At 57.7% G+C, this 13144-nt stretch carries 18 protein-coding genes and 1 tRNA gene; 15 read left to right on the top strand and 4 right to left on the bottom strand.

Translation table 11 applies throughout. The features are described 5' to 3' along the window. Positions 1-20: 20 nt before the first annotated feature. The 5 genes from Thiowin_RS09040 (at position 21) to Thiowin_RS09060 (ending at position 2081) form a co-directional block, all read left to right on the top strand. The gene (locus Thiowin_RS09040; protein ID WP_328983484.1) at positions 21-701 is read left to right on the top strand and encodes an ISAs1 family transposase; all 681 of its coding nucleotides are present in this window, start codon (positions 21-23) and stop codon (positions 699-701) included. An 80-nt stretch (positions 702-781) separates the two neighbouring features. After that, a complete protein-coding gene (locus Thiowin_RS09045; protein ID WP_328987402.1) occupies positions 782-1291 on the top strand; it encodes a methylated-DNA--[protein]-cysteine S-methyltransferase in 510 nt (169 codons plus the stop codon). Continuing rightward, positions 1288-1452, top strand: coding sequence for a site-specific integrase (locus Thiowin_RS09050; RefSeq protein ID WP_328987403.1), 165 nt, complete (start codon positions 1288-1290; stop codon positions 1450-1452). Before Thiowin_RS09045 ends, Thiowin_RS09050 begins: the two co-directional genes overlap by 4 nt. Before the next feature lie 4 nt (positions 1453-1456). Beyond that, positions 1457-1963 carry a tyrosine-type recombinase/integrase gene (locus tag Thiowin_RS09055; protein ID WP_328987404.1) on the top strand — a complete coding sequence of 169 codons (507 nt, stop codon included), beginning with the start codon at positions 1457-1459 and terminating at the stop codon, positions 1961-1963. After that, positions 1944-2081 carry a tyrosine-type recombinase/integrase gene (locus Thiowin_RS09060; protein WP_328987405.1) on the top strand — a complete coding sequence of 46 codons (138 nt, stop codon included), beginning with the start codon at positions 1944-1946 and terminating at the stop codon, positions 2079-2081. The genes Thiowin_RS09055 and Thiowin_RS09060 overlap by 20 nt, the downstream gene beginning before the upstream one ends. A 173-nt stretch (positions 2082-2254) precedes the next feature. Here Thiowin_RS09060 and Thiowin_RS09065 read toward each other — a convergent pair whose 3' ends face one another. The 3 genes from Thiowin_RS09065 to Thiowin_RS09075 form a co-directional block, all read right to left on the bottom strand. Continuing rightward, the gene (locus tag Thiowin_RS09065) at positions 2255-3013 is read right to left on the bottom strand and encodes a PD-(D/E)XK nuclease family protein (protein ID WP_328987406.1); all 759 of its coding nucleotides are present in this window, start codon (positions 3011-3013) and stop codon (positions 2255-2257) included. Positions 3014-3188: 175 nt separating this feature from the next. Next, positions 3189-3464 carry a Txe/YoeB family addiction module toxin gene (locus Thiowin_RS09070; RefSeq protein WP_328987407.1) on the bottom strand — a complete coding sequence of 92 codons (276 nt, stop codon included), beginning with the start codon at positions 3462-3464 and terminating at the stop codon, positions 3189-3191. After that, entirely contained in the window at positions 3445-3717 is a 273-nt protein-coding gene (locus tag Thiowin_RS09075) for a type II toxin-antitoxin system Phd/YefM family antitoxin (RefSeq protein WP_328987408.1), read from the bottom strand. The genes Thiowin_RS09070 and Thiowin_RS09075 overlap by 20 nt, the downstream gene beginning before the upstream one ends. A 758-nt stretch (positions 3718-4475) precedes the next feature. Between Thiowin_RS09075 and Thiowin_RS09080 the strand changes: the two genes are divergently transcribed. From Thiowin_RS09080 to Thiowin_RS09100, 5 genes are all read left to right on the top strand, one after another. Beyond that, positions 4476-4967: a methylated-DNA--[protein]-cysteine S-methyltransferase gene (locus Thiowin_RS09080; RefSeq protein WP_328987409.1), complete on the top strand. Its 492-nt coding sequence runs from the start codon at positions 4476-4478 to the stop codon at positions 4965-4967. After that, entirely contained in the window at positions 4964-5863 is a 900-nt protein-coding gene (gene xerD / locus Thiowin_RS09085; RefSeq protein ID WP_328987410.1) for a site-specific tyrosine recombinase XerD, read from the top strand. Before Thiowin_RS09080 ends, xerD begins: the two co-directional genes overlap by 4 nt. 102 nt (positions 5864-5965) lie before the next feature. Then, a complete protein-coding gene (locus Thiowin_RS09090; protein ID WP_328987411.1) occupies positions 5966-6448 on the top strand; it encodes a YajQ family cyclic di-GMP-binding protein in 483 nt (160 codons plus the stop codon). 19 nt (positions 6449-6467) lie between these two features. Beyond that, positions 6468-7253 carry a DsbC family protein gene (locus Thiowin_RS09095; protein WP_328987412.1) on the top strand — a complete coding sequence of 262 codons (786 nt, stop codon included), beginning with the start codon at positions 6468-6470 and terminating at the stop codon, positions 7251-7253. A 47-nt stretch (positions 7254-7300) separates the two neighbouring features. After that, positions 7301-8167 carry a PP2C family protein-serine/threonine phosphatase gene (locus tag Thiowin_RS09100; RefSeq protein WP_328987413.1) on the top strand — a complete coding sequence of 289 codons (867 nt, stop codon included), beginning with the start codon at positions 7301-7303 and terminating at the stop codon, positions 8165-8167. A gap of 71 nt (positions 8168-8238) precedes the next feature. On the opposite strand, the gene Thiowin_RS09105 is transcribed toward Thiowin_RS09100, so the two are convergent. After that, on the bottom strand, positions 8239-9918 hold the full coding sequence (locus tag Thiowin_RS09105; RefSeq protein ID WP_328987414.1) for a DUF342 domain-containing protein: 1680 nt from the start codon (positions 9916-9918) through the stop codon (positions 8239-8241). Positions 9919-10291: 373 nt separating this feature from the next. Between Thiowin_RS09105 and tpiA the strand changes: the two genes are divergently transcribed. The 5 genes from tpiA (at position 10292) to Thiowin_RS09130 (ending at position 13096) form a co-directional block, all read left to right on the top strand. After that, positions 10292-11053 carry a triose-phosphate isomerase gene (gene tpiA / locus Thiowin_RS09110; RefSeq protein WP_328987415.1) on the top strand — a complete coding sequence of 254 codons (762 nt, stop codon included), beginning with the start codon at positions 10292-10294 and terminating at the stop codon, positions 11051-11053. 186 nt (positions 11054-11239) lie between these two features. After that, positions 11240-11752, top strand: a complete 513-nt coding sequence (secG, locus tag Thiowin_RS09115) for a preprotein translocase subunit SecG (RefSeq protein WP_328987416.1) — start codon at positions 11240-11242, stop codon at positions 11750-11752. A 61-nt stretch (positions 11753-11813) separates the two neighbouring features. Further along, positions 11814-11898, top strand: a tRNA-Leu gene (locus Thiowin_RS09120). A gap of 246 nt (positions 11899-12144) precedes the next feature. After that, entirely contained in the window at positions 12145-12501 is a 357-nt protein-coding gene (locus tag Thiowin_RS09125) for an NADH-quinone oxidoreductase subunit A (protein ID WP_328987417.1), read from the top strand. A gap of 118 nt (positions 12502-12619) precedes the next feature. Further along, on the top strand, positions 12620-13096 hold the full coding sequence (locus Thiowin_RS09130) for a NuoB/complex I 20 kDa subunit family protein (RefSeq protein WP_009146990.1): 477 nt from the start codon (positions 12620-12622) through the stop codon (positions 13094-13096). Positions 13097-13144: the final 48 nt, after the last annotated feature.

Raw genomic sequence — 13144 nt, forward strand, 5'->3', positions numbered from 1 at the left:
AGCAAACCAACGAGATCGGGATGGCCATCCCGGTGCTCGACTCCCTCGACCTCACTGACAAGACCCTCACCGCCGACGCCCTGCTCACCCAGCGCTCGCTCGCTGAGTATCTCATCGAACGGGGCGCGCATTACGTCTTTATCGCCAAAGAGAATCAGCCCACGCTGGTTGCCGACATCCGCCTGCTTTTCCAGGCGCGGGGCGAGCCGGATTTTCGCGAGTCATCGGACCTTGCGCATGGGCGTATCGAAAGCCGCGCGATTTGGACCTCCACGGCGCTGAACAACTATCTCGATTTCCCCCATGTCGGGCAGGTCTTCGCCATTGAGCGCACCACCACTGAGAAAAAAACCGACAAGACCTCCGTCGAGACAGTCTTCGGCGTCACGGATCATACCCCTGAGAGTGCAAGCCCTAAGCGCCTGCTCGCCTTCAACCGTGGGCATTGGGGCATTGAAGCCCATCACTGGATCCTCGACTGGAACTGGGATGAGGATCGCTGCACCATCCGCACCGGCCATGGACCAGAAAACATCACCCGACTGCGCCGGTTTGCCGCCGGTCTGATCAAAACGAAATCCAAGGATTCCGTGGCAGCCACCATCGAGAAGCTCGCGCGCAAAGTCCGCCGTGTCTTCGATTATCTGGGCATGACGGCAAACTCAATGCCCCGCGCTGCCCGTGTCGCGCCTGTTGGTTAGAACGGATTTGCCGTGGGTTGTCTGGTTCGGGCAATCGATCCGTGCGCGCCCTGGCGAGCGCTTGCTCGGGATCTAACTTGATGGCGGCGAAACTCCCGATGACCTCCAATACCAACTGCTCCATGATCTCCGCCCCATTTGGCGCCCTGGCTGTTGACTGGCGGGATGGAGTGGTCAGCCGCGTGCGCCTGCCGCTGGACAAGGCGCTCCCACCCGCTCAGGCTGTGCCGGCGCCAGCTTGGCTCGAGCAGGAGTTTCAAGCCTATTTTCGCGCTGCGACCCATGAGTTCAGCCTTGCCGTGCGGCCCGAGGGGACGGCCTTTCAGCAACGGGTGTGGCAGGCGCTGCGGCGGATTCCGGCTGGTCGCGTCAGCCGCTACGGTGACTTGGCGGCGGAGCTTGGCAGCAGCGCGCGCGCGGTCGGTAACGCCTGTCGGGCCAATCCTTGTCCGCTGCTGCTGCCCTGTCATCGGGTCGTGGCGCGGCGCGGTCTTGGCGGTTTTGCTGGACAAACCGAGGGTGCGACCATGCGCATCAAAACCTGGCTGCTGCGCCATGAGGGCTTGGAGTTGACGGAGCTGGGTGCATGAAAGACGCCACCGCGGCGGTGGTGGAGGCCTTCGCTGACGCGCTTTGGATGGAGCGGGGTTTGAGTCCCAATACCCTCTCGGCCTATCAGTCCGATTTGCGTGCTTATTGCGAGTGGCTGGAGGGCGCGCGCGCGCGAACCAGCGGCTGCGGATCGCATTGATCTGATGGACTATCTCGGGGTTTTGGCAGGCAAGGGCCTGAAACCGCGTTCGTCGGCCCGGGTCTTGTCCTGTTTGCTGCAATTCTACGGGCATCTGTTGCGTCAGGGGCTCATCGACAAGGATCCCAGCCTCCGCATCGACGCGCCCAAGCTTGGTCGGCCGCTGCCGCATTCCTTGAGCGAGGCCGATGTCGAAGCCCTGCTGCAGGCGCCCGATACCGAAGTCGCGCGCGGTCATCGGGACAGAACCATGCTCGAGGTGCTCTATGCCACCGGCTTGCGGGTCACTGAACTGGTCACGCTCGACTGGAGTTCAGTCAGCCTCAATCAGGGCGTGGTGCGGGTGATGGGCAAGGGCAGCAAGGAGCGACTGGTGCCTTTGGGCGAGGAAGCACTGACCTGGCTGGCGGAGTTTGCTCGCGGGCCGCGGGCTGAGTTGCTGGGGGGGGCGCCAGTGCAGCCAGGTGTTCCCGACCAGTCGCGGTTGCTGCATGACCCTTCAGGCCTTTAGGCAGCTTATTAAGCGCTATGCACTCGAGGCCGGCATTATGGCGGAGCTCTCCCCGCACAGCCTGCGCCACGCCTTTGCCACCCACTTGCTCAATCATGGCGCCGATCTGGTCAATTAATGGGGTCAGGGTCGATTTGATTCTCAGGCATCGAATCAACGCGCTGGAAAAAATGTTCCAGGTTCGGTTAATCATTAAACCGCCTGCCGCTACTTTAAAATAATGACCAAGAGATTTGGCTACCTATTTCAGCCCCTAGGATAAAGAACCCAGCGCTTACCCAGGATTCGCCCTTAAAGGCTCTCAACCTCCAACGAATCTCCATAACAATCAATCCCCAGCCGCTCAGCCACCTTGTACGCCTTCGGCTCGATCATCGGCGAGATGACGATCAAGCGCGTTGCCTGGCGCTGGTGCTCGCGCTCATAGAAGCGTGCCTTGCGCTCGAACAGATACATGCCACCCTTGTCGATGGACGACTTTAGTTCGCAGAGGATCAGCAGCCCGTTCTTGATGATGACATCCAGCTCGATCTGTTCAGGCTTGCCGAAGACCTCGCCGGAATTGTCATAGCCGTTGTAGTTGATCACCTCAACGCCAAAGTTCTCTTCGAGAATTCCGGCCAGAGCATCGCGAAAGGCTTTCTCGGATTGCAAACCCCAACGCGCGCCCAAGGCGCCAATACCGCGGTCATGCTTTTTCGCCATGGCCGTCAAGGCTTCATTGAGCTGGCGAATTTCAGACTGGTTCTCGTCCCACTTGCGGCTCTGCTCATCCCACTTGCGGTTTTGCTCGTCCCACCTGCGGTTTTGCTCGTCCCACTTACGATTCTGATCCTCGCGGTCGCGCAGGTAGGCTTTCCAGCGCTCATCTTCGCGTGCACGGCCCTCGCGCAATTCGGCCATGGCCTGCTGGAACCAGTCAGTCGTCTGGGCTCGATCCGCATAGGCCTCGCGCGTCAGTTCCAGCACAAAGGCACGAAACGCCGGATCCTCGCGCAGATAGCCGGGCAGTTCGCGTTTGATGGCGTCTTTCAGTTCGCTTTCGGTCATTGTGATGGCCTTGGCACGGGATGTTGTGGCATGGGTTGTTCGGGTTGAGTATAGCCGATGCAAACCAAGCGGGCGTGGGAAAAACCGGGACAGACCACCATTTAATATTATCTAACACGGTTCTCCAGCCGAAGCCGGTTTCGCGCTCGCTCAACCGGCTCGGCTGAGCATGGCGTTAGTGCTTAAACTGATCGTAGTGCCCACCGATAGCAAAGATATATATGTATTGCTCGTCGAATTTGTATATCACGCGGTCTTTCTGGCTCAGTCGGCGCGACCAAAATCCTGTCAGGTTTTGGCGAAGGGGTTCAGGTTTCCCTGTTCCGATGGCTGGATCATTGCGGAGCATTTCCTTCAGGATGGCGCAAAGCGCTTTGTGCAAGCCTTTATCGCGTGTTCTGAGTTCTTCATAGGTAGCCCATGTATTACCTTCAAACACCAACGATCTCATGGGTTTCTTCATCAGTTGGTGTGTACCCAGTAAGGCTCGTATGTGTCCGGGCTGATTCGGCAATCTGCTCCATCAAGCTGGAATTCTGGAGCACAAATAGGGTTTCCTGCTCACGTTCCCAGTCTTCTGCGCTAATAACCACAAAATCCTTACCATTTCGGCGAGTTACTCTAATGGGTATATGTTCGCTAATTACCTGTTCTACACAGTTTTTCAGCTTATCTCGAAACTGGTTGACGCTGATAGTATCCACTATTCTATCCTTATATATGTACTGCATTGCAGTACATTTTAGCCCGCCAGCCCTAACAATGCAATCAACCCGGACGCAATTTCCGCTACGCTCCAATTGCGCCGGTTATTGCTGTCGTTATCGCAGAAGCGTCTCGTGGGAATTTAGATGCTGCGTCTCGCCGGATGTCTGCCATAGTGGATATTCCTGAGCTCGAAGCAACAGAATAGGTCAAATTGGTGGCGCAAGCTTTATTGAACCATGGATCGCTGCCTCAGAAAGCTGAACTTGACGCTTATCATGTCGCAATCGCTGCAGTCAATGGAATCAACTATTTGTTGACATGGAACTGTACCCACATTGCGAATGCAGTTATGCGACCAAAAATTGAAGCGGTATGTCGTTCTCTCTCGTTCCACCGGCCCGAACATCCTAACAGCCGTCGCGGCAACTACGAAAAGACGCATTGACCCGCAGTTCCCGTAAATGGCTCACCAAGCCGGGCTGTTTCGATCCGCTCTACAATGCCCGTCGTTTCCCATAGGTGAGGAAATATGAAACACCCGATTTTGGAGGAAGCCAGCCCTGCTCTCAGCGCTACTGCTAGGATGCTGATTCAGGATGCCACGAACGACATTTTGATCAGCCCCGCGTCCTTTTGGGGGATGGCGATCAAGATCAGCTTGTTGAAGTGCGACGCGAATAGCATGTCACCCGGCAAGCAGTCCCTATCAAGTATCATCTCTTTGAGTTCTCAGCGGCAGAGGGTCATCGCGATCTTGAGAAGTTCCTCGCAATCGTCTGTTCTTGTATCGCCGCTTGGTCCGCTGGTCGTTGACTGGCAGGGGCAGGTGGTTGTTGGGCTGCGTCTGCCGCTTGGCGATGCGCAAGCGCAGCTCCCCACCGTGGCGGCGCCTGACTGGCTTGAGCGCGCGGTTCAAGGTTATTTTTATGACCCCAGGCAGCCTTTTGACTTGAGCCTGGAGCTTTCCGGCACGGCGTTCCAACAGCGTGTCTGGCAGCTGTTGCGGCGGATTCCCTGTGGGACGGTTCGTCGCTACGGCGAGCTTGCCGCCGAGCTGGGCAGCAGCGCCCGCGCGGTCGGAAATGCCTGTCGCGCGAATCCTTGTCCGATCCTGGTGCCCTGTCATCGGGTGGTGGCGAGCGCGGGTCTGGGTGGTTTTGTTGGACAGACCCAAGGCGCGTCGCTTAACCTCAAAACCTGGCTGCTTCGGCATGAGGGCGTGAATCTGGCGGAGTTCGGTGGATGAAAGACGCGACTGCGACCGTGGTGGAAGCTTTTGCCGATGCCTTGTGGATGGAACGGGGGCTGAGTCCCAACACTTTGACGGCCTACCAATCTGATCTGCGCGCCTTTTGCGACTGGCTGGAGGCCACCCGCGCGCGCGAACCAGCGGCGGCGGATCGGATTGATCTCATCGATTATCTGGGGGTTCTGGCGGTCAAGGGCATCAAGCCGCGTTCCTCGGCGCGGGTGTTGTCCTGTTTGCGCCAATTCTATGGCCATCTGTTGCGCCAGGGGCTGATCGACAAGGATCCCAGCACGCGGATTGATGCGCCCAAGCTTGGCCGGCCCTTGCCGCGCTCGCTCAGCGAGGCGGATGTGGAAGCCCTGCTGCAAGCGCCCGACACCGAGTCGGCCCGCGGGCACCGGGACAGGACCATGCTGGAGGTGCTTTATGCCACCGGCCTGCGGGTGACCGAGCTGGTGACGCTCGAATGGAATTCCGTCAGCCTCAATCAAGGCGTGGTGCGGGTGATGGGCAAGGGCAGCAAGGAGCGTCTGGTGCCTCTGGGCGAGGAAGCCTTGGCGTGGCTTGCAGAGTTTGCGCGCGGACCACGCGCGGAGCTACTGGGCGCGCGTCAATGTACTCAAGTGTTTCCGACCAGTCGCGGTTGCTGCATGACCCGCCAGGCGTTCTGGCAGCTGATCAAGCGCTATGCGCTGGAAGCCGGCATTGTGGTGGAGCTGTCGCCGCACAGCCTGCGCCATGCTTTCGCTACCCATTTGCTCAACCATGGCGCTGATTTACGCGTGGTGCAGATGCTACTGGGTCACAGCGACTTATCAACCACCCAAATTTACACCCATGTCGCCAAGGCGCGCCTGCAGGAACTCCATGCCCAGCATCATCCGCGCGCATGAATGATGAGGCCGTGCTCTCCCGCGCAAACACTCTCGCCGCGGCGCGAAACTATGGTAGCCTTCCAGCATTCATGGGTTGCTTTAAACTTTGGTGGAGGCGCGATGCCCTCGTTTGACGTGGTCGCGGAGGCCGACCTGCAGGAAGTCCGCAATGCGGTTGATCAGGCTGGGCGCGAGATTGCGACGCGCTTTGATTTCAAAGGGGTCGAGGCGCGCTTTGAACTCCAGGATGGCGCGATTGATCTGCACGCCGAGCAGGAATTCCAACTGGGACAAATGATGGACATTTTGCGCCAGAAGCTGGTCAAACGCTCGGTCGATCTCGCCGCGTTGGAGGTCGATGACCCCATCACCACGCTGAATGCCGCCCGGCAACGCATCGGCATCAAGCAGGGTGTCGACTCGGACACCGCCAAGCGCATGATCAAGGCGCTCAAGGCCAGCAAGCTCAAGGTACAGGCGCAGATACAGGGTGATCAACTGCGGATCAGCGGCAAAAAACGCGATGATCTGCAAGACGCCATTGCCGAGTTGCGCAATACCGATTGGAAGCTGCCGCTTCAATTCACAAATTTCCGCGATTAACGATGAGCGAGGATTTTGCATGATGGCATCCACCAATTCCCGAACCTCCACCTATCACTCTCCTCAGGGTCGCGGAAGACGGTCACTGCAGAGCATTCTGGCGATGCCGCTGATTGCGCTGGGTATGGCGTTGACAGGTCCGACATTGGCGGATGATGCCGCGACGATTCGCGCAGCGCTGGCCAAAGTATTGCCTGAGCATCAACCGACATCGGTCAAGCCATCGGTGGTCGATGGTCTTTACCAGGTGGACATAGGTCCGCAGGTCATGTTCGTGACCTCCGATGGTCGCTACCTGATCGACGGCGCGGTGATTGATTTGCAGACGCGGGAAAATATTGCCGAGTCGGCCCAGGCCGAGGCGCGCCAGCGCACCATGGCGGGTGTCGCGGACGAGGATGTGATTCTATTCGCCGCCGACCAGCCTAAACACCAGGTCACGGTGTTCACCGATATCGATTGCGGCTACTGCCGAAAATTGCATCACGAGATTGATGGCTACAATCAAGAGGGGATCAGCGTGCGTTACCTGTTTTACCCGCGCAGTGGTCCGGGAAGCCCTTCTTATAACAAAGCCGTTTCGGTTTGGTGTGCCGATGACCAGAGAGCCGCGATGACCGCGGCCAAGAACGGCGAGAAAGTGCCATCGGCTAACTGCAAGAATCCGGTCCGTGAGCACATGGAACTGGGAGAGCTGCTTGGCATCCGCGGAACACCCGCGATTGTGCTTGAGAGTGGCGAGATGGTGCCAGGATATGTGGAACCAAAGCGCTTGGCCCAGCTGCTCGATGCTGCCTCGCAATAGGCATTGACAAAGGATATCAGGATAAGGGGTGAAAGAGGTGGTGTGCAGTGGCTGACCAACATGGGGCACTGGAGTTCGCCTGTCGTACGCATCGTGGCATGGTTCGCAAGGGCAACGAGGACTCGGTCGCGGTGCATCCCGAGCATTGCCTGGCGATTGTCGCCGACGGGGTTGGTGGAGCCAGTGCGGGAGAAGTGGCCAGTCGCATGGCGGTGGACATCATCTCCGAGCGTTTTATCAAGCGCGCGCCCAGCCGCTCGGATGCGCGCATCGCGCAGTTGTTGACCGAGGCCGCGGTGGATGAAGCCAATGGCGCTATTGTGCGCCATGCGCGCGAGGAGCCCGAATGCTCAGGGATGGGTACCACAGTGGTGATGGGCTTTTTCGGGCAGGGATGGATGGTGTATGGTCACGTCGGTGACTCGCGCCTATACCGGCTCCGCGATGGTGAGCTCAAACAACTCACGCGCGATCATTCTTTCATTCAGGAAGTGGTCGACCAGGGCTTTTTCCCGAGCTTGGCCGATGCTCGTGAATATGGCATTACCGACAATGTGCTAACGCGCGCCCTCGGCTCGGCCGCGCATATCAAGGCCACCACTGACACCACCAATCTCCTCGAAGGGGATATCTACCTGCTTTGCTCCGACGGGTTGACGGGCATGGTGCCCTTCGATGAGCTGCAAAATGTCTTGATCGCCGCGGGCTCCCTGGAGACGGTGGCCGATACCCTGATCAAGCTTGCGTGCAAGCGTGGCGGCGTGGATAACATCACGGTCGCTCTGGTGCGCGTCAATCAGGTCGAGCAACCGGCGGACGGGACGAAGGCTCCCAAGGCGGCGGCAGATGCCCAGTCCTTGGCGGATGCGCCAACAAAAATATTACGCCCATCAAAAGCCCCCCAGCCGTCTTGATGCCTTCGGGGCGGACTGTCAGGCGGCGTTGCCTGCCAGCCTGCCTGTCAATATGGGGGGGCAAGGACTGGCTACTTGGTTTGGGGTTGCAGGGGCCGATGGGTCAGTCGATCCTCGGCATAGCGGAAGCAAACTTGGCTGATGGCGTCGGTGATTTCCAGGGTTTTGTCACCAATGGTCAGCACGACGCCTGGATAGACGGTGCCTGGAACCTCGATGCAGTGATTCATGATGTCATCGGCCCTTGCTTGCAGCTGCTCGCGTTCAAGGGTAATGGTGCTGAGTTCCGCCTTTAAGCGGTCACAGGTGCTGTTGATGGTTGTTAGGCGGGCTTCAATGTCGGGTGCCTGGGTCTTGGAGAGCTCAACCATCACCTTGAGCAAGCGGCCAAGATCCGCTTGTTTACAGGCGATTTCGTCGTTGTGTTCTTCGAGTTTGATTAGGATGTCGACGGATGTCTGAATGATTGCCTCGGTCGTGATGCCCGCCTGGGCACCCAGGTTTTGCGCGCGAATCAGCGTGGTGGCGCGGATGCAACCGCCAACAATGCCGCTGCGCGGCTGTCCGGTCGAACCCACGATGACCTGATTGTCGCAATTCACCTGGCTGTGAGTGAGTTGGCTCTTGATGGTGATATCACCCTTGACATCCAGCTCGGCTTTCTCGACGTGACCGGCGCTCAGGTTCCCATGGCAACGCACGTGCATGCTCAAGCCTTCCTCTCGCGCATCGTCGGTTGGGCCTGAAATTCCCATTTTGACATCCAGGTTACCGCCGACCTCAAGTTTGGCGCATTCCACCATTCCCATTATGTGTACGTCGCCTGAGACTTTGATGTGCATGCCAGGGCTGACGCTGCCTCTGACCATTAGGGTGCCGTCATAGTCGATATGACCCGAACGCAGGTTGACATCCTCGACCGTGAGCACGGGATCGACGGACGCACCGGCTTGCTGTAATACGGGTTGTCCATTAATGGATGCGATCAGCAGATTCGGATCATCTTCGGCGATGGCGGTGCCTTTGTGCCGCTTGAATTGGAGTTGGCGACCGTCCTTGGCTTTGATGACCTCACCCTCAATTGTAAAGCCATCATCTCCCTTGGTTGGGGGATGGCGACGCATCAGGATGTCTCCTGGTTTGACGGTTGGAATCGCGCCAAGATCTCGGTAATCCAACGACCCGTCAGCACGTTCTGCCGGGCGTCTCTCGCTGACCTGAACCAACGGCTCAAAATAACTGTCCCGCCCATTGATAGGTGCCTTCCCGCGCGCAATGACGATTTGCAGGGTCGAGCCAGGTGTGGCGGTGGGAACCGCCGCGAGCAGTCGATTGATGGCTTTGTGATCAATAAGATGGCTTGCGATCTTTGCGTGTTCGAAAACTTCCGACAAATGTTCGCTGGAGGTGGGTTCGCCCCCGCGCGCGGTTTTTAGGATCAGCTTGGCCACCAAGTTGTCATCGCTGATCTGGAGTCTGACGACGGCATCATGGTATTCGCCAATTTCAACCTCTCCGTCCTCACCGCTGGCGATCATTCGCTGGAGCTGCAAAATGCCGGTTTTTGAAATGACCGCGCCTTTCAAGTCGGCGTGTTGGAGCTCGGTGGTCAGCCAGGTTTGATCGATTGTGAGCGGTTCCTTGCCGAGAGTGACCCGGGCGATCACCCGGTTGCCAGCTGCTTTGCGATTCAGGGCGACCTGAGTTCGATTTGGGGGTAAAGTGTCGGATGGCTTGGAGTCCGGTGACATGGGTTAGAATTCCTGTGCGTGGAATGCGGTCAACAGGGCTGTCGCACCTGATCTTGATGCTGTTTTGCGTTGCCAGGCGTTAGGGGGGAGGGCGCGGGGAGCCGATGCGAACTTTGGCGGGAGTGACCATCAAGAGTAGTGACCTTCGGCTGAGCGGGTAGGTCAAGCGACCGAACCTTGGAAAGTGCCTGAGGACATTGTGGCAAAACATCGCGATTTTTGCTCAAATGATTGAATCAGAGAGCAAATCAAGAACGCTGTAGTGTAACATTAATCGTGTACGAAACTTTTCCCGTCGCGACTGCATCGCATTGGGTTGCGCTGTCGGTCCAATATCGCTAACATGCACGGCTCTTTTTTGGAGGGAAATGACATGCGCCAGCCACTGGTTGCGGGTAACTGGAAAATGAACGGCAGCAAAGCGGATGCTGCGGATTTGGTTAACGGCATCAAAGCCGGAGCCGCGAAAGTTCAGAAGGCGGAAATTGCCGTCTGTCCGCCATTTCCCTACCTTCAGCTCATTGAGGGGTTACTCGCCGGGTCGAATATTCGCTGGGGTTCTCAGGATGTCTCGAACGAGTCCGACGGTGCCTTCACCGGCCAGGTGTCCGCGCGCATGCTGAAGGACTTCGGTTGCACCTACGCCATCATCGGCCATTCCGAGCGTCGCATGTTCAATGCCGAGTCTGATGCCCTGATCGCTAAGAAATACGATCAGGCGCTCGCCGCCGGCCTAACGCCCGTTCTTTGTGTTGGCGAGTCGCTTGAGGAGCGCGAGCATGGCAAGACCGAGGAAGTGGTCGCTCGCCATCTCGATGCCGTACTCGAAGGAGCGGGGGCCAAGGCTATAGGTCTCGGCGTGATCGCCTACGAGCCGGTCTGGGCCATTGGCACAGGCGTCACGGCGACACCCGAGCAAGCTCAAGAGGTTCATGCTTTTCTGCGCCAGCGCATCGCGGCCAAAAGTCAAGCCGAGGCCGAAGCGGTGCGGATTCTCTACGGTGGTAGCATGAAGCCCGGCAACGCGATGGAGCTCATTGGCCAGGCGGACATTGACGGTGGCCTGATTGGAGGAGCAGCTCTGAAGTCGAGTGATTTCCTCGCTATATGCGCGGCGGCCGAGGCGAATGCCTAATCGATTCAGCGGTATGGGTATCAGTTTGCTGGCTCCTATTAAGGCAAAGGGTACTTGAAAGGGATTTCATCAGGCATTTTGCATCTGGCACATTTTGTATCGGGCAATAGTGCCACCAACTCCGGACGGTAGGACAGAACGGGCGGCGCTCATTTAGGTTCGCCCTGATAGGTCGGCGAGTGTTTCATGCAAACGATTTTAACCATTGTACATCTGCTGCTTGCGATCGGGCTGATCGCGCTCGTGCTCATCCAGCATGGCAAGGGCGCCGATGCTGGAGCAGCCTTCGGCAGTGGCGCCTCAGCAACAGTATTTGGAGCGCAAGGATCAGGTAATTTTCTATCTCGCTCCACGGCGATTTTGGCAACGGCATTTTTCCTGACCAGCATCGCACTGGCATACTATGCGACCAAGGTTGGGGAGCCAGCGGGGCTGATGGATGATCTTCCGCTTTCTGATGCCAAGCAAATTGAATCCGCATTACCGCGAGTCAACGAATCTGCTGAAGGCCAGAGCGCACAGGCCCCGTCGACCGATGATTTTCCGGATGTGGAAATGGATGATCTGCCTGATGTGGAAGTGCCCGATGCTGGGGCGAATACGCAAACATCAGACTCAGATTTGCCGTCAGCGCACTCGGATGCTGATTTGGATGATGAGACCCAAGGTGATACTGGCGTGCCAGAAGGCGACCGCTAACCGCGCTTCTGGCGCCACACTCGCTAAGCGCAATGGGTCATTTGTCACACTCACTTTTATCGCCGACGTGGTGGAATTGGTAGACACGCTGTCTTGAGGGGGCAGTGGCGCAAGCCGTGCCGGTTCGAGTCCGGCCGTCGGCACCAAATACGGATAGTAAGCAGTCAGAAAAAACCTGTTATAAAGCGCATTCCCCTCAGGGGGAGCGCGACTGCTTCGTCGCCGTTTTTTGAGCTTGAGCGGTTTTGATTCAAGACCGGCCAAGCCTGTTTGATGGACCATTCCGGTGGTCGCGCTGATGACAGATGTCCTGGCTCGCGCAGCCTTTGGGCTCTGACAATTGTCACGGCGCTCCCATTACCACTGTTGGGCAGGGGAGGGGAGTCACTCGCATGCTCGAGGACTATCTGCATATTCTGATCTTCACGGGAGTGGCGCTGCTCATTGGCGTTGGTCCCTTGGTGCTTGGCGCGCTCATCGGTCCGCGCAAGCCGGATGCTGAAAAAGACTCTCCTTACGAGTGTGGTTTCGATGCTTTCGAGACCGCCCGCATCAAGTTTGATGTGCGCTACTACCTGGTTGCCATCCTCTTTATCGTTTTTGACCTGGAAATCGCCTTTCTTTTCCCCTGGGCCGTGGTGCTTGATGACTTGGGAATGACGGCTTTGATCGCCATGGCGCTCTTCCTTGGTATCCTGGTTGTCGGCTTCATTTACGAGTGGAAAAAAGGGGCACTCGAATGGGAATGATCGCCTGTCCGGCGGCCGCTGGTCAGAATTCGTTAACTCGGGATGCCTCAAGCAGGGTGGTTTTTGATCAGGTCACCTCTGATCGGCTTGGCCTCGGGTTGAATGACGGGAGCGTACGATGAGCATTGAAGGCTTGTTGGAAGAAGGCTTTGTCACCACGACGGCCGATCAACTGATCAATTGGGCGCGCACCGGCTCCCTATGGCCCATGACCTTCGGTCTGGCCTGCTGCGCCGTGGAGATGATGCACGCCGGCGCCGCGCGCTATGATCTTGACCGTTTTGGGATTATTTTCCGCCCCAGTCCGCGCCAGTCCGATGTCATGATTGTCGCCGGAACCCTGGTCAATAAAATGGCACCGGCCTTGCGCAAGGTCTATGACCAAATGGCCGAGCCGCGTTGGGTCATTTCCATGGGCTCCTGTGCCAATGGCGGTGGCTATTACCACTACTCTTACTCAGTGGTGCGCGGTTGTGATCGCATTGTTCCTGTCGATATCTATGTGCCGGGTTGTCCGCCAACGGCCGAGGCGCTGCTCTATGGTGTGTTGCAACTCCAGAACAAGATTCGCCGCACCAATACGATCGCGCGCTAACTTTGTATCCAAACTGGCACTGACTCCTAACCGCACGCATCCCGTCTC

Source organism: Thiorhodovibrio winogradskyi (genome assembly GCF_036208045.1).
Taxonomy (GTDB): domain Bacteria; phylum Pseudomonadota; class Gammaproteobacteria; order Chromatiales; family Chromatiaceae; genus Thiorhodovibrio; species Thiorhodovibrio winogradskyi.